Annotated in this window: 26 protein-coding genes; 4 read left to right on the plus strand and 22 right to left on the minus strand. The window is 46.9% G+C overall.

What is annotated here, in order from left to right; genetic code table 11:
• The first annotated feature begins 14 nt into the window (after positions 1-14).
• Together AACR75_RS12740 and AACR75_RS12745 are read left to right on the plus strand one after the other, a co-directional pair.
• Entirely contained in the window at positions 15-623 is a 609-nt protein-coding gene (locus AACR75_RS12740; RefSeq protein ID WP_047687911.1) for a bifunctional 4-hydroxy-2-oxoglutarate aldolase/2-dehydro-3-deoxy-phosphogluconate aldolase, read from the plus strand.
• A 159-nt stretch (positions 624-782) separates the two neighbouring features.
• Positions 783-1,646, plus strand: a complete 864-nt coding sequence (locus AACR75_RS12745) for a DMT family transporter (RefSeq protein WP_047687913.1) — start codon at positions 783-785, stop codon at positions 1,644-1,646.
• Between the two features lie 88 nt (positions 1,647-1,734).
• On the opposite strand, the gene AACR75_RS12750 is transcribed toward AACR75_RS12745, so the two are convergent.
• From AACR75_RS12750 to AACR75_RS12770, 5 genes are all read right to left on the minus strand, one after another.
• The gene (locus AACR75_RS12750) at positions 1,735-2,688 is read right to left on the minus strand and encodes a hypothetical protein (RefSeq protein WP_017045126.1); all 954 of its coding nucleotides are present in this window, start codon (positions 2,686-2,688) and stop codon (positions 1,735-1,737) included.
• Between the two features lie 30 nt (positions 2,689-2,718).
• Positions 2,719-3,426, minus strand: a complete 708-nt coding sequence (locus AACR75_RS12755; RefSeq protein WP_017045127.1) for a hypothetical protein — start codon at positions 3,424-3,426, stop codon at positions 2,719-2,721.
• Positions 3,427-3,866: 440 nt separating this feature from the next.
• On the minus strand, positions 3,867-5,399 hold the full coding sequence (locus AACR75_RS12760; protein ID WP_017045128.1) for a DHA2 family efflux MFS transporter permease subunit: 1,533 nt from the start codon (positions 5,397-5,399) through the stop codon (positions 3,867-3,869).
• Between the two features lie 9 nt (positions 5,400-5,408).
• A complete protein-coding gene (locus AACR75_RS12765) occupies positions 5,409-6,593 on the minus strand; it encodes an HlyD family secretion protein (RefSeq protein ID WP_017045129.1) in 1,185 nt (394 codons plus the stop codon).
• Positions 6,594-6,610: 17 nt separating this feature from the next.
• Positions 6,611-8,059 carry an efflux transporter outer membrane subunit gene (locus AACR75_RS12770; protein WP_052190314.1) on the minus strand — a complete coding sequence of 483 codons (1,449 nt, stop codon included), beginning with the start codon at positions 8,057-8,059 and terminating at the stop codon, positions 6,611-6,613.
• Positions 8,060-8,168: 109 nt separating this feature from the next.
• Between AACR75_RS12770 and AACR75_RS12775 the strand changes: the two genes are divergently transcribed.
• Together AACR75_RS12775 and AACR75_RS12780 are read left to right on the plus strand one after the other, a co-directional pair.
• Complete coding sequence (locus AACR75_RS12775) at positions 8,169-8,771, plus strand: TetR/AcrR family transcriptional regulator (RefSeq protein WP_047687917.1); 603 nt, start codon at positions 8,169-8,171, stop codon at positions 8,769-8,771.
• Between the two features lie 301 nt (positions 8,772-9,072).
• The gene (locus AACR75_RS12780) at positions 9,073-9,456 is read left to right on the plus strand and encodes a DMT family protein (RefSeq protein ID WP_047687919.1); all 384 of its coding nucleotides are present in this window, start codon (positions 9,073-9,075) and stop codon (positions 9,454-9,456) included.
• A gap of 102 nt (positions 9,457-9,558) precedes the next feature.
• Here AACR75_RS12780 and AACR75_RS12785 read toward each other — a convergent pair whose 3' ends face one another.
• From AACR75_RS12785 to AACR75_RS12865, 17 genes are all read right to left on the minus strand, one after another.
• Positions 9,559-10,788: a beta-ketoacyl-ACP synthase gene (locus AACR75_RS12785; RefSeq protein ID WP_047687921.1), complete on the minus strand. Its 1,230-nt coding sequence runs from the start codon at positions 10,786-10,788 to the stop codon at positions 9,559-9,561.
• Positions 10,785-11,510 (minus strand): 3-ketoacyl-ACP reductase FabG2, encoded by a 726-nt coding sequence (locus AACR75_RS12790; RefSeq protein WP_017045136.1) that lies wholly within the window; start codon positions 11,508-11,510, stop codon positions 10,785-10,787. The genes AACR75_RS12785 and AACR75_RS12790 overlap by 4 nt, the downstream gene beginning before the upstream one ends.
• Positions 11,507-11,971, minus strand: a complete 465-nt coding sequence (locus AACR75_RS12795; protein ID WP_017050420.1) for a hotdog family protein — start codon at positions 11,969-11,971, stop codon at positions 11,507-11,509. The genes AACR75_RS12790 and AACR75_RS12795 overlap by 4 nt, the downstream gene beginning before the upstream one ends.
• The gene (locus AACR75_RS12800; RefSeq protein WP_047687923.1) at positions 11,949-13,184 is read right to left on the minus strand and encodes a beta-ketoacyl-[acyl-carrier-protein] synthase family protein; all 1,236 of its coding nucleotides are present in this window, start codon (positions 13,182-13,184) and stop codon (positions 11,949-11,951) included. Before AACR75_RS12800 ends, AACR75_RS12795 begins: the two co-directional genes overlap by 23 nt.
• 9 nt (positions 13,185-13,193) lie before the next feature.
• Positions 13,194-13,814, minus strand: coding sequence for a DUF3261 domain-containing protein (locus AACR75_RS12805; RefSeq protein ID WP_047687925.1), 621 nt, complete (start codon positions 13,812-13,814; stop codon positions 13,194-13,196).
• Complete coding sequence (locus AACR75_RS12810; RefSeq protein WP_047687927.1) at positions 13,811-16,159, minus strand: MMPL family transporter; 2,349 nt, start codon at positions 16,157-16,159, stop codon at positions 13,811-13,813. The genes AACR75_RS12805 and AACR75_RS12810 overlap by 4 nt, the downstream gene beginning before the upstream one ends.
• On the minus strand, positions 16,131-16,742 hold the full coding sequence (locus tag AACR75_RS12815) for a LolA family protein (RefSeq protein WP_047687929.1): 612 nt from the start codon (positions 16,740-16,742) through the stop codon (positions 16,131-16,133). The genes AACR75_RS12810 and AACR75_RS12815 overlap by 29 nt, the downstream gene beginning before the upstream one ends.
• Positions 16,739-17,179, minus strand: coding sequence for an acyl-CoA thioesterase (locus AACR75_RS12820; protein WP_047687931.1), 441 nt, complete (start codon positions 17,177-17,179; stop codon positions 16,739-16,741). Before AACR75_RS12820 ends, AACR75_RS12815 begins: the two co-directional genes overlap by 4 nt.
• An 8-nt stretch (positions 17,180-17,187) precedes the next feature.
• Entirely contained in the window at positions 17,188-18,732 is a 1,545-nt protein-coding gene (locus AACR75_RS12825; protein ID WP_013856481.1) for an HAL/PAL/TAL family ammonia-lyase, read from the minus strand.
• Positions 18,713-20,443, minus strand: a complete 1,731-nt coding sequence (locus AACR75_RS12830; protein ID WP_081989654.1) for a glycosyltransferase family 2 protein — start codon at positions 20,441-20,443, stop codon at positions 18,713-18,715. The genes AACR75_RS12825 and AACR75_RS12830 overlap by 20 nt, the downstream gene beginning before the upstream one ends.
• Positions 20,427-20,795: an ApeI family dehydratase gene (locus AACR75_RS12835; RefSeq protein ID WP_017045145.1), complete on the minus strand. Its 369-nt coding sequence runs from the start codon at positions 20,793-20,795 to the stop codon at positions 20,427-20,429. Before AACR75_RS12835 ends, AACR75_RS12830 begins: the two co-directional genes overlap by 17 nt.
• A 22-nt stretch (positions 20,796-20,817) precedes the next feature.
• Entirely contained in the window at positions 20,818-22,203 is a 1,386-nt protein-coding gene (locus AACR75_RS12840) for an AMP-binding protein (RefSeq protein ID WP_047687933.1), read from the minus strand.
• A gap of 7 nt (positions 22,204-22,210) precedes the next feature.
• On the minus strand, positions 22,211-22,768 hold the full coding sequence (locus AACR75_RS12845) for a septation protein IspZ (protein WP_047687935.1): 558 nt from the start codon (positions 22,766-22,768) through the stop codon (positions 22,211-22,213).
• The gene (locus tag AACR75_RS12850) at positions 22,768-23,025 is read right to left on the minus strand and encodes an acyl carrier protein (RefSeq protein WP_013856486.1); all 258 of its coding nucleotides are present in this window, start codon (positions 23,023-23,025) and stop codon (positions 22,768-22,770) included. The genes AACR75_RS12845 and AACR75_RS12850 overlap by 1 nt, the downstream gene beginning before the upstream one ends.
• Positions 23,026-23,040: 15 nt before the next feature.
• Positions 23,041-23,301 (minus strand): phosphopantetheine-binding protein, encoded by a 261-nt coding sequence (locus tag AACR75_RS12855; protein ID WP_013856487.1) that lies wholly within the window; start codon positions 23,299-23,301, stop codon positions 23,041-23,043.
• Positions 23,302-23,491: 190 nt separating this feature from the next.
• Positions 23,492-24,265 (minus strand): lysophospholipid acyltransferase family protein, encoded by a 774-nt coding sequence (locus tag AACR75_RS12860; RefSeq protein ID WP_026028155.1) that lies wholly within the window; start codon positions 24,263-24,265, stop codon positions 23,492-23,494.
• Positions 24,259-24,996 (minus strand): beta-ketoacyl synthase chain length factor, encoded by a 738-nt coding sequence (locus tag AACR75_RS12865; protein ID WP_017048102.1) that lies wholly within the window; start codon positions 24,994-24,996, stop codon positions 24,259-24,261. The genes AACR75_RS12860 and AACR75_RS12865 overlap by 7 nt, the downstream gene beginning before the upstream one ends.
• Positions 24,997-25,004 lie beyond the last annotated feature (8 nt).

Below are 25,004 nucleotides of genomic sequence, written 5' to 3' on the forward strand. Positions count from 1 at the left end.
TATAAGGTTATGAAATGAAAACTCTTGAACAACGATTGAAAGAAATCAAAATCGTCCCTGTGATTGCGATTAATGATACTAGCCAAGCGGTTCCTTTGGCCAAAGTATTGGTTGAAAATGGGTTGCCATGCGCGGAAGTGACCTTTAGAACAGAAGCGGCTGCAGAATCGATTCGTTTGATGCGTGCCGCCTACCCAGAGATGCTGATTGGCGCAGGGACAGTACTGACCACGGCACAAGTAGACCAAGCCATTGAAGCGGGCGTGGATTTTGTAGTCAGCCCCGGTTTTAACCCAACCACGGTGAGATATTGCCAACAGCGTCATGTGGCAATTGTTCCGGGCGTCAATAGCCCAAGTTTGGTTGAGCAAGCGATGGAAATGGGTTTGCGCACATTGAAATTCTTCCCAGCCGAGCCTTCAGGTGGCGTGGCGATGCTCAAAGCATTGACGGCCGTTTATCCGGTCAATTTCATGCCAACAGGTGGTGTTAGCCCAAGTAACGTTCAAGATTATTTGTCGATTAAATCCGTAGTGGCGTGTGGCGGTACGTGGATGGTACCGACAGATCTAATGGATAAAGGTGATTGGCAGGGAATTGCGGAATTGGTGAAAGCGCTATAGCCCTTTCTATTTTCTTTAAGAACAACGGCTTGCTTCGGTAGGCCGTCTTTTTATTCCGTGCGCACCTCCGACCATTAACGATAAAAGTAATCGAGAGTAACGCGCGATCAAAAATCTCGTTACAATCGTTCTCCTACTCATTTCACGATAAGCCAAGCTATGTACGCAAACCGACGCGCAGAATTAATTTTAGTTATCACGACCTTATTGGCCGCTGCGGGCTGGGTGTTTTCCAAACAAGCCATTCAAGGCCTACCGCCTTTTGGCTTTATTGGCGTGCGCTTTCTTTTAGCGTCGCTGTGCCTACTGCCATTTTGTCTTAAAGCGCTGCGCCAAGCCTCACTGCACGATTGTTTAAAATCGATGAGTGTGGGCGTGTTGCTAGGTGGCTCGATTTTTTGCTGGATCCACGCGATTTCCATTAGCGATACGCTAGGCGAGGGCGCATTCATCATGAGCCTCTCTATGCTGTTTGTTCCGTTATTAGCATGGCCGCTGTTTGGCACTAAACCGGCGCGCGCATTTTGGTTGTCGCTACCCATTGCACTGATTGGGCTTTTTTTACTGTCGTGGAACGGGGAGTGGGTCGTCGCGACTAGCCAGCTGTGGTTTATGGCTGCGGCCTTTAGCCTGGCATTGCATTTTAACTTTAACAGTCGTTTTTCGGCTAATCTGCCGCCGATGTTGCTCACTACATTACAACTGTTTGTTGGCGGCTGCCTTGGGGTATTACTCTCTTTACTGTTTGAGTCATGGCCAGATCAAATAAGTTTGATGACATGGAAGTGGCTTGCTCTGAGCGTATTACTCGCCACCAGTTTGCGGTATTTGATGCAAACCATAGGTCAAAAGCACGCCAACCCCACCAATGCGGCGATATTAATGCTGCTTGAACCAATCTGGACACTGGTTCTGAGCGTGCTGATTTATGATGAATCGATGCCAGCGAATAAGATTTTCGGCTGCGGCTTGCTGCTCTGTTCGCTTCTTTTCTATCGAATGGGCCATTTTCGTCATCGCTAAAATCATTGCTAATCTTTCAAAACGGTTTTTGCATACTTTCTAGAGTCAAGGTGTGGGCTGGGCTGTAGGCATTGAATACGATGTGGCTCTATTGCACATCGCCTAAAGGTCGACAAATTAGCCCGCCTTTTATCGTCTCTGGGATTATTATTGAGTCATCGCTGTTTGGTAAATACAGTGACTGTAATGAAATAATGGTATTTTCCAAGTCTTGATGACTGGATGCGCCAAACCAAATCAGTTGTTCACCTTTCCCCTGTATAAGCGCGTTTGAGTACTGAGGTTGCTCACCCGAGGCGGGCATTTGAAGCAAATACTGCTTCCCTTCTTGAACTGAACCTAACGCCAATAGGTTGAGATTTGGGTGTTCAACCGGATTGACGACAAAAATGATCAACTGTTGAGATGAAACCTGAATAACAAAGGATTGAGTTTGCTTATTGATAATGGTCAGGTGATACCAGCCGCTGTTCATCACCGAATGGTAAATAAGCTGTTTGGGTAGGTGGTAAGCGCTACCATCTGCTGGCAGTTCTTTGCTTTCTAGCCCTTGGAAGTTTGTAGGCATACTCGTACTGATTAACCAACATTCGAGTTTGCCACCATTGCCTTGAGTGATAGAGATAGAAATGGTAGAGGTATCGCTGCCAGAGATGAGAATCAAAGAGGCATTACCTTCGCCTGCTGTGGTTCCGGGAACGATAAGCGTAGCCGGGGGCTGTTGGTTACTCCAAGTTATGGTCAGTTCAACATTTCTGTCGTGTTGAGATAAATTGTAGACAACCACGCAATACATTTGACCGGACACCAGTGAAGTACAACTGGCGGTTTGCCCTTCTTCCAATTGAATTAATCGGCCATCATCCCAATCGATGCGAGAACCAGACGCTGGATCACTAGAGCTTGGATCAAAAGTGGCGAATGCTGAAGAAGGTGAGAGTAAATGAAATACGCCCAGACAGGCGATTCCGACGGATGAACGTAAGAAACGCCTTCTGGGCAATGACGTGACAAGCGGAACTGGCTGGCCTGTTTTCGCCATGTACTTAATCTTCTATAGCATCATGGCTATTTATAGGTACTGAGCAACAATGGTCGAATTTGAAGAGTTTTGCTGACTATCCGCATTCATCCACACTTTTTGGCGGCCGCTACCTTGGTCATCATAGGTAATGGTTTGAGGTAAGTCTTTTGGTTTGATGATCTCGTAGTCGGCGCCTTCGGTCACTGTACCTGTCGGTATTATGACGTTACCTGGGTCACCTACTGGGTTGTTGATAAAGACTTTCGCTTTGTTTTCAATAAACTGAACAGAAATAAACTGATTTTGTGGACTGCTAATGGTTAGTTGATACCAACGGCTTTCTGGCACGGCGTAGTAGCGATCACGCTTACCATACGAGTTGGTATCGCCATTGAAGGGTAATGGCATGTTATTGATACCTGAAGTATTGGTTGGCATCCCTACGCTGCCAATCCACGCATCAACCTTCCCTCCAGACTGCTGATCAGAGATCGAGATCGAAACGGTTTGAGTATTACTACCTGACACCAAGGCTAAGGCGGCTAAGCCTTTATTACCCGTTGTACCAGGCACTGTCACTGTTTTGGGTGGGTAGCCGTTACCAATGTTAACATTCACCGGAATATCATGATCCTCTCCAGATGCGTTATACAAAAAGATGGCATATAGCTGGCCAGCTTTAAGTGCTTCACAAGTTGCGGTATCACCTTTTGCTAGTGAAATGCTACGTCCATCATTCCAAACTGTAGTACTCATTGTCATTCCTTAAAATAAGTTAAAAGTAAATTTGAACACCATTTTGAGCGTTCACGGCTCAATACATCAGGTTCAAAAACTCTAGGTTAGCTTTTTTGTATATGCAAACAATTTCAATGCAACCAGTGTAAACTGGTTTTTACATAAGTAAGAATAATCGTCACTTATCAATGATGTGATCATTAATTAATTATGTGTATATCTTTTAAATGGTGAGTTAATCTTTGAAATGGTGAGTTAAAACGGTGGAGTAAGTTTTTGTGTCCACCGGTTTTAATCTGGTGTTTTTTTGTTTGTGGTGATTGAACAAAGGTGAAAATATCTTAGATTCCGCTTAAAGCAGATAAGTATTTTTGCTTTATCTACAGAGAAAGAGAAAATCTTTTATGACGTAAAAAAGCCCGATAAGAAGCAGTGTACTTATCGGGCTGAGGTACCAATTAGTGTACCGAAGAGGTGTCAACCGCGTATTTGGGTTTGGGAGCCAGCCAAATAAAGCAAGCCGCGAGTATAAAAATGGTCGCAATCGTCATAAAGAGCTGGTTAGTTGCCACCATTACACTTTGCTTTTGTACGATCCAATCAATCGCATTACGCACTTGATCTAAGCTCATTCCACTAGATTGCATGGTTTGGGTCGCCACACCATGTTGGTCGGTGAGCCCCGACAATTCAGAGTGGACATAGCGGGTATTTCGTTCCCACGCGGTATTGATCATCGAAGTGGCAAATGCACCGGACAATGTCCGAATGAAGTTCATTAAGCCTGCCGCCGATTCCATCTCACTCTCTTTGACACTCCCTAAGGCAATGGCCGTGAGCGGTACAAAGAACAACGGCATACCAATCCCTTGGAAGAAAATGGGCCAACTGACTTGGCTAAACGTCATATCTAAGTTGGCGTAACTTCGGATGAAAGTCCATAAACCCAACCACAACACACCACAAAAGACAAACGGACGAGGATCATATTTGCTCGATAAGTTGGCGATCAATGGCGCAAGAAAGACCGCTAATATCCCCATCACGGCTGTTGCGTAGCCCGATATTGTGGCTGTGTAACCCATGTAAATTTGTAACCACAAAGGCGTGATAACAGAGATGGAAAAGAACGCGCCAAAGGCTAATGAAAGTGTGACCATACTGGTGCTGTAGCCTCGATGGCGGAACACCTTCAGCGCGACAATTGGGTTACGTTCGGTCAACTCCCAAATGAGGAAAGAGACGAAGCTAATTGCGGCCACAACCGCTAAAGCCACGATGCGTGTTGATTCAAACCAATCATGGTCCTTACCTTCATCGAGCATAATTTGCAGCGCACCGACCCAAATAACTAAGAGGATTATGCCAATAACATCAACGGGTGTTTTACTGGTTTTAGTTTCAAATTTACGCAAAATGCGCCAGCAAACGATCCCAGCAATAATGGCAAATGGCACTTTGCAAAAAAAGATGTAAGGCCAACTAAGTTGGTCACACAACACTCCTCCCAATATTGGGCCCATGATCGGAGCCACTAAGGTTGTCATACTCCAAATACCAATGGCAACATGACCTTTGTTTTTCGGGAAGATACGCATCATCAGTGTTTGCGACAGAGGCATCAATGGCCCGCCAGCTAAACCGAGAAAGACCCGAAACATCACTAAGGTCGACATGTTGGTGGCAAATCCGCACAGCAGTGAAAAAATGCCAAACAAGATAAAGCAGGTAACAAACACTCTGATTGCGCCAAAACGAGAGGCTAACCAACCCGTTAAAGGCACTGAAATCGCTTCTGCTACCGCATAAGAGGTAATGACATACGTTCCTTGGCTGGTGGAAGTGCCAAGGCTACCCGCAATACTTGAAACCGAAACGTTCGCAATAGTGGTGTCTAAGATGGCTAAAAAATTAGCCATCGCAAGGCACAAGGTTCCAAAAAAGAGGGCACTACCAGTCAGTGGCTTGATGCCTTCGGATGCTTGAGTCATCTTGACACCTTAACCTTGATCGCCGCGAATATCGTAGCGAGCACGAGTGAGGTAACTCACGTCTTCTTGTGACAAAGTATCGATAGTCACTGTCATTGAGAGGCCAACTTGCAGTGGGTGGTCATGCAGATCGCGAGGATCTAACTCGATACGAACGGGGAGGCGTTGCACGACTTTTATCCAGTTGCCAGTGGCATTTTGAGCTGGAATCATCGAAAACGCAGAACCCGTACCGCCAGAAATACCCGTCACTAAGCCATGATAGCGCACAGCATCACCATGCAGATCTGATGTTACAGTGACGGTTTGGCCAATCTGCAAATCACGCAGCTCACCTTCTTTGAAATTGGCATCAATATGGATCTGGTCGATAGGAACAATGGTGAGCAGTGGAGCGCCTACGGGCACTTTTCTACCCACTTGTACTTGACGCTTTGCCACAACACCAGCAATGGGGGCATAGATGACGGTACGGGCTAAATCGACTTGTGCTTGCTGATAACGCGCGTTAGCGAGTAGAACTTCGGGGTTAGTTTCCACTGATGTGCCTTGGATCAACGCCGCGTTGGCTTTTTGGTTACCAATGGTCGAAAGTCGAGTCGCTACCGATTGATTCGCCGCGGCCTTCGCTGCATTTAAATTGGCTTGGGCTTGAGTAAAAGACGTTTGGGCGTTCGAGAGTTCTTCACCAGACACTGAGCCTGATTTTACTAAATCTTGACGGCGAGATAAGTCCAATTTAGCACGTTCAAAATTAGCTTGTGCTACGGCTAATTGGGCTTTAGTCCGGTTTTCATCGGCCATGCGCGCTCGCACTAGGGCATTCAAACCTTCATCGTTGGCAATGTAACTTTCGACTCGGCGTTTTGCCAAAGCCAGATCTGCCTCTGCTTGTATCAGTGCTAAACGTGCGTCGGTGTCGTCAAGCGTTACTAGCACATCCCCTGCATTTACCCATTGGGTGTCCACTACGTCAACTCGGGTCACAATGCCACTGACGGCTGGTGTCACTTCTGCAATTTCTACTGAGGCATAAGCATTGTCGGTAGTGACATAGCGTGAGGCAATGAAATACCAATAAGCAGTGCAACCAAGGGCTGCGATAAGGATAACAATGGCTAAGGCGGCAAAACCTGTAATTCGATTACGGCGCGCTTGATGCGCGTGATCAGATGGTGCGTGTGTCGTGTTCATGAATAGACCTATGGAAATTAAAGTGGGGTAGAGTGGTAACCACCACCCAAAGCATGGATAAGTGCGACATCTAAACTAAAAGAGCGTGATTCCAAATTGACCAAGGCTTGTTGGCTGTTGATCAATGCATTTTCGGCTGTCAGGACATCAAGGTAAGTTGATAAGCCGCCACTGTAGCGATGGCGAGAGGTTTGGTAAGCCACGCTGGCGGCATCAACCGCTTCTTGCATTTTAGCGATACGTGCACTGAGTTTTTGGTTGCTGGTGATGGCGTTGGCGACTTCTTGCAGTGCTTGGATCAGTGTGGCGTTGTACAAGGCGACGGCTTCTTCATAGTGTGATTCTGCAACGGTCAATTGGCCTTCAAGGCGTCCACCCGAAAACAGAGGAAGATAAATCGCGGCACCAACATTGCCGGCATCATTGCCACTGTTGAATAAGCTGTTTAACCCAAATGATTGGTAGCCGATAAACGCAGACAATTTGATGTCGGGATAAAACTGTGCTTTGGCATAGTCGATGCGATTCGCCGCCGCCTGAGCATGCCAACGTGCGATGGAAATATCAGCGCGATGACCGAGTAACCCTAGCGCTAAGTTACTGGGAATGCCGATAGCGTTTGAGAACACCAAAGCAGGTCTTGATAGTGACAATCCACGGTCCGGCCCATTGCCAAGTAACGCCGCAATCGCGTTTTTTTGTAGCGCAATTGCTTCTTGAATACTCAGGAGATCGGCTTCGACTAAAGCGGCGGTTGAGCGTGCTTGGTTGACGGCCACTTGTGTTTCAAGACCATTATCATAACGTTTTGTCAGTAGATCTAACGTGTGATGTTTGATGTCTAGCGCCGCAGTTGTTGTGTCCTGATTTGCGTATAAACGCGCAAGCTCAATGTAGTGATTAACCACGGAAGTGGAGAGAATCAGCGCTGCAGCTCTTTGTTGCGCTTGAGCGGCCGCATAATCGAACTGAGCGGATTCAATGAGCGCCTTATTTTTGCCCCAAAAATCAAAATCGTAAGAAAAATCTAAGCCGACAGAACCATAATCATTCCAATTTTCTGGGGGCATATACGCTTGGTAGGCGTAGCTGACTTTGGTTTCAGACGCAGAAGCAGCCATACCCACATTGGGTTTATTCAACGCGCCCGCTTGCTGCGCCATACCTTGCGCATATTTCAAGCGTGCTTGTGCTACTTGCATATTAGGTGAACTGCGCAAGGCTTCATTTACTAATGCATTGAGTTGTGCGTCGTCATAGCATTGCCACCAGTGATCGTTTGGCCAGTCAATTGCATTTAGCTCATTTAGCGCCTGTGCATATTGAAAGTGTGTTGCTAAATCTTGAGAAGGATCAGCAAGATAAGAGGGAGCAGAACAGGCTGAGAGTAAAACGATATTAAGTATCGAGAACACTCGCAGATGAATAGGCCGCCCTCCAAGGGTGAAGTGGGCACGGCGATGAATTTTCAATGTATCTTCCTTATAACTGAACTGTACGGTACAGTTATATACTTGACAAGGTTTCGCTGTCAAGGGAAAATCAAAAGCTACAAATTAGAAAGTAGTGGTAGTTATGCGAGTTAAAAGTGAAGAACGTCGACAGGCTATTATCGATGTGGCAAGAGAAGAATTTATAAAGCAAGGATTTACCCGAACCTCTATGTCTGGTATAGCGAAAACCGTCGGTGGTTCAAAAGCGACGCTGTATAACTATTTCAGCTCTAAAGAAGAAATTTTCCTTGCCGTAATGGAATCTACCGCTGCTGAGCTGCGAGCGACTGCGTTCCAAACGTTATCGACAAATAAACCACTCAAAGAGACATTGACCACATTTGGTTACCACTATCTCAAGTCCATTTTGTCGGCTGATCTCACCGCAATTCGCAAAATGGCCCTTTCAGAAGCAGAACATTCAGATGTTGGACGTTATTTTTATCACAATGGCCCACGTAAAGGATGGCTAGAAGTGAGTCACTTTCTGCGCTCTTACATCGAACAAGGGAAATTGCGTGAATGTGATGAGTGGATAGCGGCAAGACAGCTGAAAGTGTTGCTTGAAGCTGAGTTGTTAGAGCCGTATGAACTTGGCGTTATTGCAGCACCAAGCAAAAATGAAATTGAAGCGGTTGTTACAAGGGCTGTTGACACTTTCGCGCTGATTTACGCTAATTGCTGATTAGGATCATCGAGTTCCTCCATCTTTTAGTGGGAGGCTAGCAGAGGGGTTTGCCGTCTCCATAAAACTCATTGAAGTTATTGAAAAAACACCCCACCCTAACCTCCCCCTAAAAGGGGGGAGGAACAGCACCTCTAAAGCATAAAGTAGCAAAACCAAGCCAGCGGTTATGTTGGCCGAATTGGTTCGTATTTTAGGCAGCTTAGCGCTCATCAATAATATTGACGAAGGGAAACGTTGAGCGCAGACTCCGCTCGTTTGTGAGTCCAGTTCGTGTTTGATTATTTTGGAGTTTGTCTTAATGTTCACCCTTCCTCCCGTCGTGATGACTATTGGGCTTTTGTTGATCAGCAACGTATTTATGACCTTTGCTTGGTACGCTCACTTAAAAGATCTCAGCCACAAACCGTGGATTATTGCAGCGTTAGTCAGTTGGGGAATTGCCCTGTTTGAATATCTCTTCCAAGTACCCGCTAACCGGATTGGCTATACGGTATTAAACCTTGGCCAATTGAAAATATTGCAAGAAGTGATCACCTTATCGGTGTTTGTGCCTTTTGCATTGATCTACATGAAAGAGCCTTTCAGGCTTGATTTTGTGTGGGCAGGGCTCTGTTTGCTCGGCGCGGTGTTTTTTATTTTCAGACCGCAAATCCTTGAAGTGCTTGCGAAAGGTATTGGCTGATTGCTGGCGAGTATTTGGCAGGCGACCAATATTGAAGAGGCAAATGCCGGATAAATAAACTCGTAAAAAAAGCCGTTGTGTGGGCAACGGCTTTTTATGGGATTATTCGCTGAATTTCTTAAAAATAATCGAGGTGTTGATGCCACCAAAAGCAAAGTTATTGCTCATTAGGTATTGCACATCCAGCTCACGTCCTGTGCCTGTAATGTAATCAAGATCGCCACATTGCGGGTCGATGTTATCTAGGTTAAGGGTTGGATTAAACCAACCGCTGCGCATCATTTCTAAACCTAACCAAGCTTCAACCGCGCCACATGCGCCCAATGTGTGACCAAAATAACTTTTCAACGAGCTGATCGGCACTTTACCCAACGCGTTTGCGGTGGCGTGACTTTCGGCTATATCACCCCGGTCGGTCGCCGTGCCGTGAGCCGAAACATAGTCAATTTTATCTGCACTTAAATTGGCATCACGCAGCGCCATCTCCATGCAGATTTGCATGGTGTCCATTTGTGGTTGAGTGACATGGGCGGCATCGCAGTTGCTGGCAAAACCGATGATTTCTGCGTGAATGACGGCACCGCGTGCGATGGCGTGTTCATACTCTTCAAGCACTAAAGTTCCTGCACCTTCACCAATCACTAAACCATCACGCTGAGTATCATACGGGCGGGGGGTGGTTTTTGGCTGGTCGTTTTTGAGGCTAGTGGCAAATAAGGTATCAAATACGGCCGATTCGGTAGGGCAGAGCTCTTCACCACCGCCCGCCACCATTACGGTTTGGTAGCCGTGTTTGATCGCTTCGTACGCGTAACCGATGGCTTGACTACCAGACGTGCAGGCGCTACTGGTTGGAATGACGCGGCCTTTGAGCCCGAAAAATAGACCTACGTTCACCGCGGCAGTGTGAGGCATCATTTGCACATAAGTGGTGGCGGTAATGGCTCGAGTGGTTTTTTCGTTGAGCATGACACCAAACGCACCGATGGCATCGGTACTGCCTGTTGATGAACCATAAGCGATGCCGGTTTGGCCGTTCGTCAGCACTTCATGACCAATTAAGCCCGCCTGTAGCAGCGCATTTTCGGTGGCAACGGTCGCCAGTTGTGACACACGGCCCATACCTCGGACTTGCTTACGTTTGTAGTGGCTAGGCAGTGTAAAGCCCATTATTGGCGCGGCGAGTTTAGTGTTTAAACCCTCATACTGCTCATAGGAGGGCATATATTGAGTGGCATTTTCACAAGCTCTGAGTTTTGGCTCAATACTGGACCAGTCATTACCAAAAGCAGTCACGCCGGACATGCCTGTAACGACAACGCGGCGGGTCATACTAAGCCTCCATTAACCGAGATAACTTGGCGAGTGACATAAGCAGCAATATCAGACATTAAATAGCTCACAAGGCCTGCAACTTCTTCAGGTTCACCCATGCGGCGTAAAGGAACTTGTGGCAGTGCGTGCTCTTTGACGTGCTCATCCACCATGCCTGTATCGATTAAACCTGGAGCAACACAGTTGACGGTGATTTTGCGCTTAGCCAGTTCAAGCGCGAGCGATTTGGTCGCGCCAATCACGCCAGCTTTAGCGGCGCTGTAATTGGTTTGACCTCGGTTGCCCGTGATGCCCGACACCGATGCTAAAGTCACAATGCGCCCACCTTGGCGTTTTTGCACCATTGGCATCACACAAGGGTGGAGGACGTTATAAAAGCTGTCTAAATTGGTGTGAATTACACCATCCCATTCTTGTTCTGTCATGGCGGGAAACGCCGTGTCACGAGTAATGCCCGCGTTATTGACCACGCCGTAATAAGCGCCATGTAGAGCAATATCGGCTTCCAATACTTCGCGACACTGAGCTCGGTTGCTGATGTCAAATTGAATCAGTCGGCCTGAACCACCGTTTTGCTCGATGGTCGCTAGTGTTTGCAGGGCACCTTGCTGGTCGCCCATGTAATGGACAGCGATGGCAAAACCATCTTTGGCGAGCGCAATCGCAATCGCTTTGCCTATGCCTTTACTCGCACCAGTCACTAATACGTGTCGGGTCATGCTTGACTCCTCATTTTCATTTCTTCTAATTTTTGTTCTGATGGCACATACACATTTAATTGGCATTCGGCCAAAAGCTGGTGTTGGTGCTCGATTCTTGCCTTAAACACGGCCATGCCATTGTCTTGCATTAGCTGTTCAGCGTAGATATCGAGCGTTTGCCCTTTCAGGAATGCATCGCACAGCGCTCGATAACGGCGACTGCCGAGCAGAAAGCCAATTGGCGGTTGAATGCCTTGGACAAGTGAGTGATACCCAGACCATGCGGCAATGGCTTGTGCCATAAACTCGATACCGACATAGGCCGGTATGCTTTGTGTCGCTGGGTCAAAAAACAGGTGGTGCGATTCAATATCCACTTGGCAGTGGATAGATTCGCTCTGTACCTCAAGCGCGCGGTCGATCAAAATCATCGGCGCTTGATGAGGCAGCAGTTGATCAATTGCAGGAAGCTTTGTCATTAACGTAACCAAAAATGAGGCTAATATTGTTGCCACCAAAAGCAAAGGAGTTGCTTAAAATGGCCTTGTTTTCTAAATATTGAGTGGTTTCCACTAGCGTAATATCGATGTCTGGCGCTTTGTTAGCACAGCGCTGAATGGGCAAAGGCAATTGGTATTGCAGTATGTGCCAAGCAATGGCGGCTTCGGTTGCACTGGCCGCGCCGAGCGTGTGTCCAGTGAGTGGTTTGGTTGAACTCACCGCAACGTGCTGGCCAAAAACGCGGAAAATCGCTTTACTTTCCATGCTGTCATTGAGCGGTGTTGCGGTGCCGTGAGCGTTGATATAGCCGATATCACTGGCGGTTAATTTGGCATCTTGCAGCGCGTTACGCATTGCCTGTTCTGCACCGTTTCCATCTGGGTGGGGCGCAGAAATATGGTGTGCATCGGAACTGTCGCCTGCGCCCAATAGCGCAATGGCGTGAGCGTGTTGCTGAGACGGCGTTTTACCCAGCAGCATAAAAGCGGCAGATTCACCAATGTTGATGCCATCTCGCTGTGCATCAAACGGTTTACACAAATGTTGAGACAGCGCTTCTAAACCGTTAAAACCATTGAGAGTTAAGCGGCACAAAGTGTCAGCACCACCGACAATCACCGCATCAACCAACCCAGCATTAAGCATTCTTTTGGCGGTGATAAAGACGCGGCCACTGGACGAACAGGCGGTTGAAATGGCGTAGCAGGGGCCGCTTATTGCAAAATAGCGAGCGATAAAATCACTGCAATTGCCTAATTCCTGTTTGTAGTAGTGGTAGTCGCTTGGGAATTCGCCCTGCTCTAACTTGTGGGCGAGTGCGATTTCGCCATCAGCAATGCCGGACGTGCTCGTGCCAACCACCACTGCAATGCGATCTGCACCATAGGTGGCAATCGCGTGGCGGACGCTCGGTTCGATTTGTTGCAGTGCCGATAAAGCCAGTTGGTTGTTGCGCGTATTGAATGCACTTAAATGCGCTGGGATTTCTGGTAGCGGTTCACTTACTCGGCCTACGATGGTTGCGGTGCCACTATTGAGCGACGTGCCGTCAACCACCATGTTGTCACAATAGCCCTGCGCTAAACTTTGGTGAATGTGCGACGAGTCACTCCCCATCGCGCAGTGAAAACCGCAGTCTTGGACATAAATAGGTGAGCGAGAATCAATAGGAGAAGTCGAGGATGAGTTCATGATAGCTATCTACGGTTGTGTGGGCGGCAAAGGGTGCTGGGCACTGAGCGTTGTAATCGTAATGGTGTAATTCAATAATTGATTGTGGAAGCGAATATCGCCCTTCATCGAGAAGGGATGTTGATAATCAATAACAATCACTGTTTCACCCAGTTCATTGATGAGTGTTCGTCTATTCTCATCATCAATGATTTGCCACTTTACCTTATTTAACGGGGCTTCCCAAGCATTTCGCGGCCAGAGCGTGATCATCAGGTTAAAGAGTATCTGTTCGGGCTTCGGCAAGGTGTTTTCTAAGCCATTGAGTACGCTGGTCTCAATAGTATCTTGCTGATAATTGAGCGATAAAATCCTCGTTCCCCAAGATGAAAACCCTGCCAGCACAATCTTGTCATCGGTGACCTGCAACTGGACCGGAAGCTGTTGGTTATGCTGGCCGTTATCATCTTGCCAATGGGCGCTGATCAACTGACTTGCCGTGACTTGGTACCCAAGTTGCGCAGGTTTGGGCAGAGTAACGAATGTGTTGGGGCTAATTTCTACCTGCGTGGAGGCTTGGTTTGGCACTAAAGAGCAGCCAGACAACATCAGTAACAGCAAGGGCAGCGCACGGCGTATTCTCATCATCATAGTTTTTCCTCATGCGCTTTCATGGCGGCAGGTTGTGATTTGATCGCCATTGGTGAAAGCAACCAAGCAACGAAAATGCCGCTCAGTACCGTCAAACCAAAACTGTGGATGGCGTGAGTTTGGCTAAGAGCAAGCAGACCAAACGAGAGCAAAGTCGTTAGTGCCGAAAGGGTTATGGCAAGCAAGGTACTGTGACTGCGGGCTTGTTCGGCAAAAAAGAGCGTGTAATCAATACCGATACCTATCACTAATACCAGTGCTAATAGATTGAATAAATTGAGCGTAGAGCCTGTTGCGACGGTGACGGCTAACCCAGCGATGCAAGCAATCAGCGAAGGTAACATAATGCGAATGCTATGTTTCACGCCGTAGCGCCAAATAGTGAGAGCGCTGATCAAGGTCAGAGCCAGCGCAATTAACTCCATCACTTTAAGGCGATACTGCCCAAACAGGGTTGAGATCTCTTCGGTTTTATTCAAATAGGCGTAGTCGCTATTTTGCGCCGCAAACTGCTTAATTACTGCTGCTTGGTGAACCTCTTTCAACAGCACTACCGCCGCCACTTTTTGCTCAACTTTACCTAAATAAAGAAAGCGCAGCGGTTGGGAAACATCATGGGCTAAATAATGCGCCAGTGTCATGGGCAAAAATGACGCTTCCAGTTTAGGAGCCGAAGATAGTTTCAGCGTGTGAGCCAGTGCTGCGCCTTGGTTTGCGTACAGTGCTTCAACCAGTGCGTAGTTTTCTTGCTGACGCTTAAGCGAGCTGATGTTTTGGCTTAAACTTTGGTAGCCAGAAAGTACGCCTTGTTGTTGCCATTGTGAAAATTGCGTATCTAATTTTTCTAACTGCTGCATTAATGCTTCATCATCGTTGGCACTGACGACCAACATCTGCTGTGATGATTGAATACCAGTCAAGGTGCTGATTTGCAGCTCTTGCTGTTTCAAGTCGCTCGGCATGGCTTGTAATTGTCGAATGTCATCGTTGTAGTGCACTTGCGTCAGGGCAAGACTGCTGATGATCAATAACGCCGTGGGTAGGCCCCATTTAACCCATGGTTTTTGCCAAAGCGCAAACCATAATGACCAATAAGTGATGCCGGGAAGCGTTCTCGATGAACTTGGTTTTTTGGCCAAAATCGGATACCAAGCCACGACCGTCGCGTAAGCGGCAACGAGCCCTAAGGCGGAAAATAGCGCTAATTGTTGCAAGCCGGGGAAAGGGGCGACCAGTAGACCGAGATAGCCAATTAAACTGGTGATTAACCCTAAGGTAATGGCAGTCAGAATATGCTTTAGTCCTTGCACACTGTCCCAGTGTTCATTTGCGGCAAGGCGATCGGTCAGGTAGTGAAAGGCGTAGTCGATTGAAACGCCAATCAGGCTGGCCCCAAACACTAAGCTAAACAGATGGATCTGACCAAAAAACGCGGTGGTGATCACCATGGCAACCACTAATCCAACGGATACCGAGAGCAGTGCCAACAGTAAAGGCATGGCACTGCGAAAAACTAGCATCACCAACAGCACAATGCCGAGTAATGAGAAAAGGCCAATAGTGCTGATTTCTGACTTGGCACTTTGAGTACCAAAATCGGCGTAAAATAAAACACCAGTATGATAAATGTCCGCACTAAATTGTTGCTTGATGCGTTGTTGCCATTGAGCAATATCGGGCACCACTTGTTGCGCTTTGAAACTGTATGGTGAGTCGTTGAGCTGCGCAGTGATCAGCACGTATTTTTGGCCTTGATACTCGCGGGTTAAGTATCCATCTTGCAAACGAAAATGAGACGATAGCTGGCTAAGTTGCGCTAAGTAGTCGCGAAATAGCAGAAAAGGGTCGTGACTGAGCTCTTGCCCTGTTACCCCAGAAAAAGGGTTATATAGGGCTTGCACCACCGTTTGCACTTGTTGTTCGGGATGTTGACTGAGCTGATTGCGTTGCTCGCTGGTGAGCAGTTGTGCTCGATGTTGAAAGTAGTAACTGGCCCAAGCGCTCTGTTGAGTGGCATCGATTTTCCCAACCACATCCTTGAAATAGCCACTCTGCTTGAGCTCGCTTTCTAGCGCTGTAAAGGATTTGAGTCGGTCAGCCTCATTGGGCGCAGTGACAATAAAGACCACCTTATCGCTCATACTGGTAGTGACTTTTTCAAACGCTTGCTCGGCGAGCACACTTTGCTGGTTGACCGGCAGTAGCTTAAGGATATCCGTCTCGATCGGTGAAGCCGCCGAAAAGACCCACTGCTTGAGTAGTAAGCCAAGACAAAGGGTCACAAAAGCCAACCAGAACAATGCCAGCCGGTTCGATTTAGAAGTTAAACTGTGCTTGCTCAGCATGGGTTAAACGCTCTGGCTGGTGGTTTTGGTTAGTAAACTGAATCTCGGTTTTGTCGCCTCGCACTTCTTGCAGGATCAAACCATCAATGTCATCTCTCCCCGTTAATGTTATCGAGGTAAACACCGAGCTCAGTGGCGCATTTCTCGGCGTTAAATTTAACTGCCACTGGCCATCTTCGCTGTGCAGCGTCATCGTAAATTGTTCATTCAATTGCTGCGTGTCACCATGAAATACCGACAAAAAGAGATGGCTGAAATAAAACGCCATTGGGTTCTCTTTTTCGGTAATCACCTGTGGTGGTTGGTTAGCAAAAGTTTGGCGAAGCTTGTCTTGAGTTAGCACCAAATTAACTGGAAATGGTGAGTATTGTTGCCAAAGTAAGCCATTTTGTTTATCGAGCAAGAATTTCCCGGCTGACGACAATGGTTGTTCGAACATCTCAATATGGCGGAGTTGAGTAAACTCTCCGCGTACGAGCTGGTGTTTCGCCAACTGCGCTTGCAGTGAAGCAAGGTCGGTCACCTGTGCCCAGAGTAGGGGCGAGAATAGAGCTAAAGTTAGCCAGAGAAAACGGCGCATCATAATTTCCCATAGGTATGCCAGTGCTGCACTTTGTCGGTAAATAGCGTTGGTGAAGCGAAACACATCTCTTGCGTGTCGATGCGAACCGCTACTTGAGTGGTGTGCGCTTTACACATTCGTTGCCCGGTCTGGCTATCAAAAATCATGTAGTCAACACGCAAGCGATTTTCCCATTCTGTCAAGGTCGCTTTGACACGAATCGTATGGTTGAACGGGATCGCTTTCACGTACTTCACGTGGGCATCAATCACCGGCCATAGGTAGCCCGACTGAGTCATCGCGTGATAGCTGTAATCAATTTTTTCCATCAGCACGCGGCGTGCTTCTTCAAAAAAACGAAAATAGTTGCCGTGGTAGATAACGCCCATTGGGTCGGCATCTTGAAACGAGGTGACTAAAGTCACCTCACTTTCCAATGGATGGAGTACATCGCTCATCGCGCTTCCTAGTAAAGTGTCCAGTGGCGTTGTTGAATGCGGCTAATAAAGTGGCGCAAATCATGTTCTAGCGGACGATCTTCCACCACAAAGTCAAACTCTTGTAACACGGCTAAGCGCATCTGCTTGATATTGTGACTCATGTGTTGCTCATCCAGCTCATGATGACGTTTGCGCAATTCTATTGCTTGGGTCGCTGCCAACAGCGAGGCGGCCGCCACTTGTTCTGTCAGTTCAAGCACACGTAGACAATCACGCGCGGCAATGGTTCCCATGCTGACTTTGTCTTGATTGTGACACTCAGTCGAACGTGAAAAAACGCTGGCAGGCATGGTATGTTTCAAGGCTTCGGCCGTCCACGCTGAAATGCCAATCTGCACGGCTTTAAAGCCGTGGTTGATCGGTTTTCTTTCACCTTCTGCGCCAGTTAAGTTAAAAGGCAAACCGTTGTTGAATTTGTAATCCATCAATTGCGCCATTTGGCGATCGAGCAAATCGGCTAGGTTAGCAACCTGTGTTTTTAAGGTATCCATTGCCATGGCAATGTGGCCGCCGTAAAAATGACCGCCGTGCAGTACGCGTTCATTATCGCCATCGATGATGGGGTTGTCGTTGGCACTGTTGAGCTCATTTTCAATCAGTTGACGTAGCCACGGCAGTGCATCTTGTACGGTGCCAATCACATGGGGTGCGCAGCGCAATGAATAGCGATCTTGCAGGCGATCACTGTTGCGAGGTGGGCGCTCTGCTTGTAAGTCATCGCGTAGCCATGCTGCGATTTGTTGCTGACCAGGATGCGGCTTGACGGCAAATAGTGCGGCATCAAAATGGAAGTCGTTACCCTGAATACCGACAGACACCATGGCGGTAATTTTGGTGCAGAGTTGAGTTAAATACTCGGCGCGTTTATAGGCTAAACAGGCCAAAGCAGTCATGACTGATGTGCCGTTCATCAGCGCTAATCCCTCTTTTGGTTTTAGCTTGATCGGGCGAATACCCAGTTCGTTAAACACATCTTGAGTTGGGCGCATCTCACCTTTATAAAGCACGTCGCGCTCACCAATCAGTGTGGCCGCGAGGTAGGAGAGTGGCGTTAAATCGCCGCTTGCCCCGACCGAACCTTCTTGTGGAATACGAGGGGCGATATCGTGGTTGATCAAGGTGACGATTTGGTTAAGCAGTTCATGGCTCACACCAGAGACACCTTGCGCTAGTGAACACAAGCGCGTTGCTAATACTGCGCGAGATTGCTGATGGCTTAATACCTCGCCTAAGCCACAGCCGTGAAAGCGAGTCAAATGCAGTGGTAATTGGTCTACTAGATTCGGCGGAATGGCAACGGTACATGAATCACCATAGCCGGTGGTTACGCCGTAAATCACGCCTTCTTCTTTTAAAAGTCGTTCTAGAAAAGCGACGCCGCGATCAATTTTAGCGGTGAATTCCGCTGAAGAATTGAGGTTGGCCTGCGCGCCTTGCGAAATCGCGACAACATCTTCAATGGTGAGGCGATCGACGCCAAAAGTTATGCGGTTATCTGTCTGAATCATCATGCTGCTGTTTACTTAGAGTCCAAAAGTTGAAAAAGTTATACCACTGCAGTGGAGCTTGCAGTGTGTAATGTTCCAGCCGATCAGCGTAGCGTTGTACTACCTGCGCTAGCGCCGCTTGTCGCTCTTTTCTCGGTAAATCTATGTTGTCGCTAAAGTGCTCGAAATAGACGTTAAAATGTGGAGTTTTAGAACGTTCGTCTCTTAAGCCAAACAAAAGGTAGACGGGAGCTTTCAACACCGAGGCCAACATAAAAGGGCCTTGTGGAAACGGCGCGGGTTGGCCTAAAAAATCGGCCCATACGGCTCGGGTCTCTTTGCTGGTGGACGTTCTATCTCCGACGATCACCACCCATTCTCCCTGCTCTATTTTCTGTTGAAGCAAAATAGCAGTATCGGGGCCCAAACGGCTCACTTGAATGAGGTTCAGTTCTGAGTTGGGATTGATCGCTTTCATTACCGCATTGAAGCGTTCGGCGTGCTCGGTGAAGACTAACGCATTGATCTTAATATGAGAATGCCGACGTCCCAGAGCGCGGCACAGTTCAATATTTCCAAGGTGAGATCCTAAAAGAAGCACACCTTGTTTTCGTTCTGCTAAAGTTTGGAACGATTCTTGACCATGAATGGTCAAATTTTTTACCGAAAAATCGCCTTTCCATGCCGCCAATTTATCCAGCATAGTGTGGCCAAAAGAGAGCAGATGGTTATAGCTAGAGAGATGATTTGGCAGCGTGATTTGGCGACGGTTTGCGTAGCTTTGTAAGTGCTGTAAATACTGTTCAGAGGCTTGGCGAGCTTGTTTTCCGGTAAGGTAGTAATAGCTCATTACAAGTTTCAGCATCAGGTTAAAAATCGGTCGCCCGAGTAGGCTATATACCGCCAGTAACGCTTTAATACCCAGAACCGTTCCTCGTTCTTGACGCTTTGACCAGTGCTGGTTTGGCTCTGCGCCACTTTTGTTGTGCCTGCTTTGGTTGCGTTTCAGCAGTTGAGGAATACGCGGTAACATGCCAAAAAATAATTTGCTGTGCATCCAACTGATTTTGACGTTATCCCATAGTGCATCGAAATGAGAGACGCCTCCTTCAGGATAAATGACGCGAGTTTCCACAAAATCGATATCGACCCCGTGCCAATACATGCGAACTAAGATTTCGATGTCGAAATCCATGCGCGTGCCGATTTTATGGTTATTGAGCACCTCAACGGTGAGGTCTACAGGATACGCGCGAAAACCACACATACTGTCTTTGATCGTAAAGGATAGCGTTTCAATCCAAACCCAAATATGCGTTGCGTAACGGCCATATAAACGCGCTTTGGGTACGCTGTCATCGTAAATCGGCTGACCAGAAATTAGGTGGTTTGGATGTTGCTTTGACGCGGCCAGTAATTTAGGCAGCGCTTGTAAATCATGTTGGCCATCGGCATCAATTTGGATGACGTGGCTAAACCCCAACTGCTGCGCTTGGCGAATGCCAGCCATTACCGCGCCACCTTTTCCTTGGTTTTGTTCTAGGGTAATGAGGTGAACATGTGTTTGCTGGGCGACGTTGCTCAACGCCTGTTTTGTTTGCTGATTGCTGCCATCATCAACCAGTAAAATGGGAAGTTCAAATGCGCTGAGTGATGAGACCACTTCTGCTACTGTGCTGCCGTGGTTGTAGCACGGAATTAAAAAACAAGCTTGATAATCAGCCACAGATTTCACCCAACTTCATTTTTCCTGATGAGTGAATGATGTTTAAACCCTCACGCTGCGAACTATAACTAAACGCGAGTTTCTGTTTTTCCTCATCCCAACTTAATGCCAGTTGAACGGTCATGTCTGGCAAGATAGGTTCTTGGAATTTGATCACTTCCATACCTTGAAAGCTTGTGGGTACAGATAAGTATTCTCGTGCATAGCGCAGTGCCCAATCGATTTGGGTAACGCCTGGCAGCAATGGAAAATGTGCAAAGTGTCCTGAAAAATCAATAATGTCGGCGTCAACGCGCAGCGTCAAATTCACCGTGTGAGGCTGAGTTTCAGCACATAATAATGTGGGTGTTCTTTTGGCCATAATCTATTGGGCTTCGTTATTTTTATGGTTGGAATAGTGTTTCTAGTTCAGCAACAAGGCGCTTACCTTGGCTGTTGAGAGGGATCTCTTTTACCACTCTAAAGCGTCGAGGTACAGCAATAGGTTCTAACCATTGGCGCAGTTCAGAGCGCAGCAACAGCCAGAACTTCCCCTTTCCAAGTTGAGCTAATTTTTCAGTGCCGCTGGCTGACAGTACAATCGCTGAGATTAAGATCAAACGTTCACCGTCTTGCTGTGGTAACACGGCTGTTTCACTGATCCACGGCAGTTGTTCAATACGCTGCTCCACTTCAACCAGTGAGATCCGTTTTTCTTCGATTTTGATGATGCGATCGGTGCGACCTTTCAAGGTAAAGTGCTGCTGGTCGGAAAGCTCACATTCATCGGCTGTTTGATACCAATGATTTGGATCAATATGTGCAGAGCGCAAGGCTAAGCAGTGCTCGCTGTTAAGTCTTGCTTCAACAGTAGGAAAAAGCTGCCATTGCTGCGTTGCACTGTGCTGTTGCCGAAAAGCGATGCCGCCAGTTTCCGTACTGCCATACACTTCGATAGGTCGTTGCCCAAACAGGGTTTTTGCGTGACAAGAAGCAGAGTAGGGAAGCGGGCCACCGGAAGAAAACAGTGTGCGCATTGGGCTTGGCTGATGCTCTTGTGATAAGCGTTTCAATAGCGCAGGGCTACTAATCAGCACAGTGTCCGGATGCGCATGTGCGGTCACTTGTTCTGGAAATTCCAAGTTGTGGCGGGCAAATGCTCGCCCTGCACACAGTGGCCATAACACACGAAATAGCAGCCCATAAATATGTTGATGAGAAACTGTACTTTCCACTTTTGCACCAATGAGCTGTTCGCCCCAAAGCTGTTCTAAAATGGCAATTTCAGCTTCAAGCTGCCGCAGTGTTTTGATGATAGCCTTAGGCTGACCGCTGGAGCCTGACGTAAACAGCGTCACGGTTTGTGTCTCTAATGAAAGTGGTGCAAAACAAACGGCTTCATCGCGCATGTCGTTGGGTAGCGCTAAATGGTTAAGAGAGAGGGTTGGCGTAGAATTGGGTATTGTTATCGCCTCATCACACAGCAACAACTCAAAGTGTTGATTCAGTTCTGCCAGTGCCGCAGGTTGATAATTACCGGGCAGAATTAATGATTTTTGCGTGCAGCAGACGGCGAAAAAACCGACTGAAAATTGATAGCTATCGCCAGCACACAGTGCAATATGATGTTCATTTCGCGACGCTAATTGCCGGCTTAGTTGGCTGACATCGGCGACAAAGTTTGCCCAGTTAATGGTGTTATTGAGGTCAAAAGCAACACAATGCGAATCGTTTCTTGGTGAGGAGAGTAATGTTGCAAGCGAGCAAAAATCGGGGTTGCCGAAAGTCATAGCGTACCTAGCCTTTGCGAATCCTTTGTCTTACTAGCCATTCCGTTACAAAGAGGCTGCCAGCAAGGAGATAACTGATCAATCCGTTATACAACGTCCAGATCTCGATAGATTGGAAGCAGGTATAAAGTGCGATGGCTCCATTCATGATGAAGTAGAGGCACCACATTTTAGTGACCGTGCGTGTGTACTCAATGCCACTTTGAGGAAGTTCAGGCTCTTGCAGCCTCGCCAGCCGTTCAATCACTGTTTGCGGTTGCGTTAGGCTCAAGGCAAAAAGAGCCAAAAGACATACATTAACCACAACAGGGTAAAACAGTAGCCAACCATGCTGCTGAAAGAGCATCCCCAAAGTCACCAAAGTGATACCAACGAACCCACTAATCCAAGCCAGTTGCTTCAGTTCTTGAAGTTTGGCTTGCCAACCAGAAAGAATTCTTAAAGCAAAAATAGCGGCTAAGAAACCCCCTATAGCTTGCAAACCAAACTGATTAATCCCGAAGTAGACCGCGAGTGGGTAGGTAAGCAGGACGATTGCAGACAAAATCGTCAGCAATCGCCGCATTAGCTTTCCTTAACAAGTTCAATAACCGATTCCACCACATCATTGACGGTGCGAACGGTTTTAAACTCTTCAGGCTTGATTTTTTTGCCAGTCACTTTTTGTAAGTGAACGACAAGATCTACAGCATCAATACTGTCGAGATCGAGATCTTGATAAAGGTGAGCGTCTGGTTGAATATCGGCTTCATCAATTTCAAATAGTTCAACGAGAGCTTCTTTAACTTGATCAAATACTTGTTGTTGGTTTACTTCTGTCATAACGCTATCTATTTATTAGTGGCTAGTTTGAGATGAAATATAATTTGCTAAGTTTGCCACTGATGCAAAGTGTTGGCGAGTATTGGAGTCATCAGCGTCAATGACGATATTATACTTCTTTTTAATGGCCAAACCGAGCTCTAAAGCATCGATAGAATCTAAACCTAACCCATCACCAAAAAGTGGTGCGTCAGTTTCGATATCGTTAACTGAGATATCTTCAAGATTTAGTGCGTCGATAATGAGCTGTTTTATTTCTGTGTGTAGTAATTCCACTTCAACCTACTTATATAATGTTCTAGCCGTTTTGAACAAAACCTTGATATACACTTCCCCACTTAAAGTTGCAGCGGTGTTGGCTACGTTCGCTCACCCCAATCATATCGTTATCTATACGGATGGGGACTTACTCACTTTCCGCTTCGCTGCAACTTGACGTTATGGGTCGATAACTTCAATAGTTTTGTCATTTCTGGTTATTGTTTTGGGGGAAAATCACCTCTGCAAGGTGGCGATTTAAACGTCGTGCTGCAGTGGTGGGGTTATCAGCACCTTCAATAAAAGGTGTGACGGCAACTTTACCCTTTATCTCCACATGGAAAAAGGGTTTGGTTTTAGGAACTTGGTACCACTTTTGCTCTTTTGTGAGAAAACTCGGAGAAACGGTAATATGTACGATGCGTAAGTCTCTTTGAGTTCGGATTGCGATTTGCGCCGCACCGCGCTGCAATTTGGGTTTAACGCCGGGTGTGGTTCGCGTGCCTTCAGGGAAAATCAATAATACGTTTCCGCGACTCATGCGTTCCTCGCACACATTTAACAAATCATCAGGTGTTTCATTTGGGATATAACCTGCGGCTTGAACAATCCGTTTCATAAAAGGATTGGCCCAGATAGCTGACTTAACCAAGCAATCGCACTGATGAAGTTGTGATGCAATGAGAACATAATCAATTAAGCTTGGATGATTGGCGATAATAAGGCAGCTTTTATCCTGTTTTAATAGTTCTGCGTTGGTTATTTTATAGTCGATGGCACCTGTTAATTTCATCAACTTACAAAATATATTGAATGAGTTTTGGATTGATTTTTGAACTTTATATTCTCGACGATCTGTTTGCGATGAAAATAATGCAATCAGTGGGATAATAATAAAACTCAGCGTTAATCCGCCTAAACCAAATATAAAAAAACAAAAACCTGTAGCAGCAATACGCCAGTAGCGGTTGAACTCTAACATTTTCGTTGCCATTTCCAAGCGCTTTGCGAGCCCTCAATGATCCATTCAGATTTTTCTGATAAATAGTGGTGAAGAAACGACAATGCTTGCGGCTGTTGTGGCTTGGTATCAGATGTCTGCATAGAGAGTGTAAAATCTGAACCGTGAGACAGGGTTAACCCTAAGGCATAGCCTTGAAATTGCCACTCTTCGTATTGTTGGTAGTCGCTAGGTAATGGCTCATCAAAATCAACCAAAAGCACTTTGTGACTAGGGTGCCCATTTAAATAGAGCCAAGCTTCTAATATGGCACTTTGAAATGTGTTTTGTGCTGCTGCAATCGAGGTTAACGGGATCGGTTGTTTTGAAGCGATGGTTGCTAGGCCTGCCGCTGTATTATGAACAGATTGTGAAAATGCCATTGGTGAGGCTTCTTCGCCAGTTAATATTGACTTCACGATTTCAACGCTACGATGAAGTTCGCCATGACGACATGAAAATACCATGTAATCAATATGTTGTGATTCTATGGCAGTCAGTGCAGTCTGCACGGCTAATTTGCTCAAACGACTCATTCTGCGGCGCATCATTGGAGGAATATGGTCTGTGTTGAGCGTATTATCGTCAGGCCATATCTCTTCTCTCGCCCAATTTTGCCAATCAGAAGGGTGAGATAAGCCTGCAGAATTTGCAACCCAAGTATCAATATTTAACGTGATTATTTGCTGTTGATTTGACATAAGATATTGCATTGTTTTTG

The organism is Vibrio sp. ZOR0018 (genome assembly GCF_963865925.1).
Classification (GTDB): domain Bacteria; phylum Pseudomonadota; class Gammaproteobacteria; order Enterobacterales; family Vibrionaceae; genus Vibrio; species Vibrio anguillarum.

Excerpts from the sequence above, each read along its gene's own strand:
- AACR75_RS12740 (WP_047687911.1), top strand. The coding sequence starts at position 15 with ATGAAAACTCTTGAACAACGATTGAAAGAAATCAAAATCGTCCCTGTG.
- AACR75_RS12745 (WP_047687913.1), top strand. The coding sequence starts at position 783 with ATGTACGCAAACCGACGCGCAGAATTAATTTTAGTTATCACGACCTTA.
- AACR75_RS12750 (WP_017045126.1), bottom strand. The coding sequence starts at position 2,688 with ATGGCGAAAACAGGCCAGCCAGTTCCGCTTGTCACGTCATTGCCCAGA.
- AACR75_RS12755 (WP_017045127.1), bottom strand. The coding sequence starts at position 3,426 with ATGAGTACTACAGTTTGGAATGATGGACGTAGCATTTCACTAGCAAAA.
- AACR75_RS12760 (WP_017045128.1), bottom strand. The coding sequence starts at position 5,399 with ATGACTCAAGCATCCGAAGGCATCAAGCCACTGACTGGTAGTGCCCTC.
- AACR75_RS12765 (WP_017045129.1), bottom strand. The coding sequence starts at position 6,593 with ATGAACACGACACACGCACCATCTGATCACGCGCATCAAGCGCGCCGT.
- AACR75_RS12775 (WP_047687917.1), top strand. The coding sequence starts at position 8,169 with ATGCGAGTTAAAAGTGAAGAACGTCGACAGGCTATTATCGATGTGGCA.
- AACR75_RS12780 (WP_047687919.1), top strand. The coding sequence starts at position 9,073 with ATGTTCACCCTTCCTCCCGTCGTGATGACTATTGGGCTTTTGTTGATC.
- AACR75_RS12785 (WP_047687921.1), bottom strand. The coding sequence starts at position 10,788 with ATGACCCGCCGCGTTGTCGTTACAGGCATGTCCGGCGTGACTGCTTTT.
- AACR75_RS12790 (WP_017045136.1), bottom strand. The coding sequence starts at position 11,510 with ATGACCCGACACGTATTAGTGACTGGTGCGAGTAAAGGCATAGGCAAA.
- AACR75_RS12795 (WP_017050420.1), bottom strand. The coding sequence starts at position 11,971 with ATGACAAAGCTTCCTGCAATTGATCAACTGCTGCCTCATCAAGCGCCG.
- AACR75_RS12800 (WP_047687923.1), bottom strand. The coding sequence starts at position 13,184 with ATGAACTCATCCTCGACTTCTCCTATTGATTCTCGCTCACCTATTTAT.
- AACR75_RS12805 (WP_047687925.1), bottom strand. The coding sequence starts at position 13,814 with ATGATGATGAGAATACGCCGTGCGCTGCCCTTGCTGTTACTGATGTTG.
- AACR75_RS12810 (WP_047687927.1), bottom strand. The coding sequence starts at position 16,159 with ATGCTGAGCAAGCACAGTTTAACTTCTAAATCGAACCGGCTGGCATTG.
- AACR75_RS12815 (WP_047687929.1), bottom strand. The coding sequence starts at position 16,742 with ATGATGCGCCGTTTTCTCTGGCTAACTTTAGCTCTATTCTCGCCCCTA.
- AACR75_RS12820 (WP_047687931.1), bottom strand. The coding sequence starts at position 17,179 with ATGAGCGATGTACTCCATCCATTGGAAAGTGAGGTGACTTTAGTCACC.
- AACR75_RS12825 (WP_013856481.1), bottom strand. The coding sequence starts at position 18,732 with ATGATGATTCAGACAGATAACCGCATAACTTTTGGCGTCGATCGCCTC.
- AACR75_RS12835 (WP_017045145.1), bottom strand. The coding sequence starts at position 20,795 with ATGGCCAAAAGAACACCCACATTATTATGTGCTGAAACTCAGCCTCAC.
- AACR75_RS12840 (WP_047687933.1), bottom strand. The coding sequence starts at position 22,203 with ATGACTTTCGGCAACCCCGATTTTTGCTCGCTTGCAACATTACTCTCC.
- AACR75_RS12845 (WP_047687935.1), bottom strand. The coding sequence starts at position 22,768 with ATGCGGCGATTGCTGACGATTTTGTCTGCAATCGTCCTGCTTACCTAC.
- AACR75_RS12850 (WP_013856486.1), bottom strand. The coding sequence starts at position 23,025 with ATGACAGAAGTAAACCAACAACAAGTATTTGATCAAGTTAAAGAAGCT.
- AACR75_RS12860 (WP_026028155.1), bottom strand. The coding sequence starts at position 24,265 with ATGTTAGAGTTCAACCGCTACTGGCGTATTGCTGCTACAGGTTTTTGT.
- AACR75_RS12865 (WP_017048102.1), bottom strand. The coding sequence starts at position 24,996 with ATGCAATATCTTATGTCAAATCAACAGCAAATAATCACGTTAAATATT.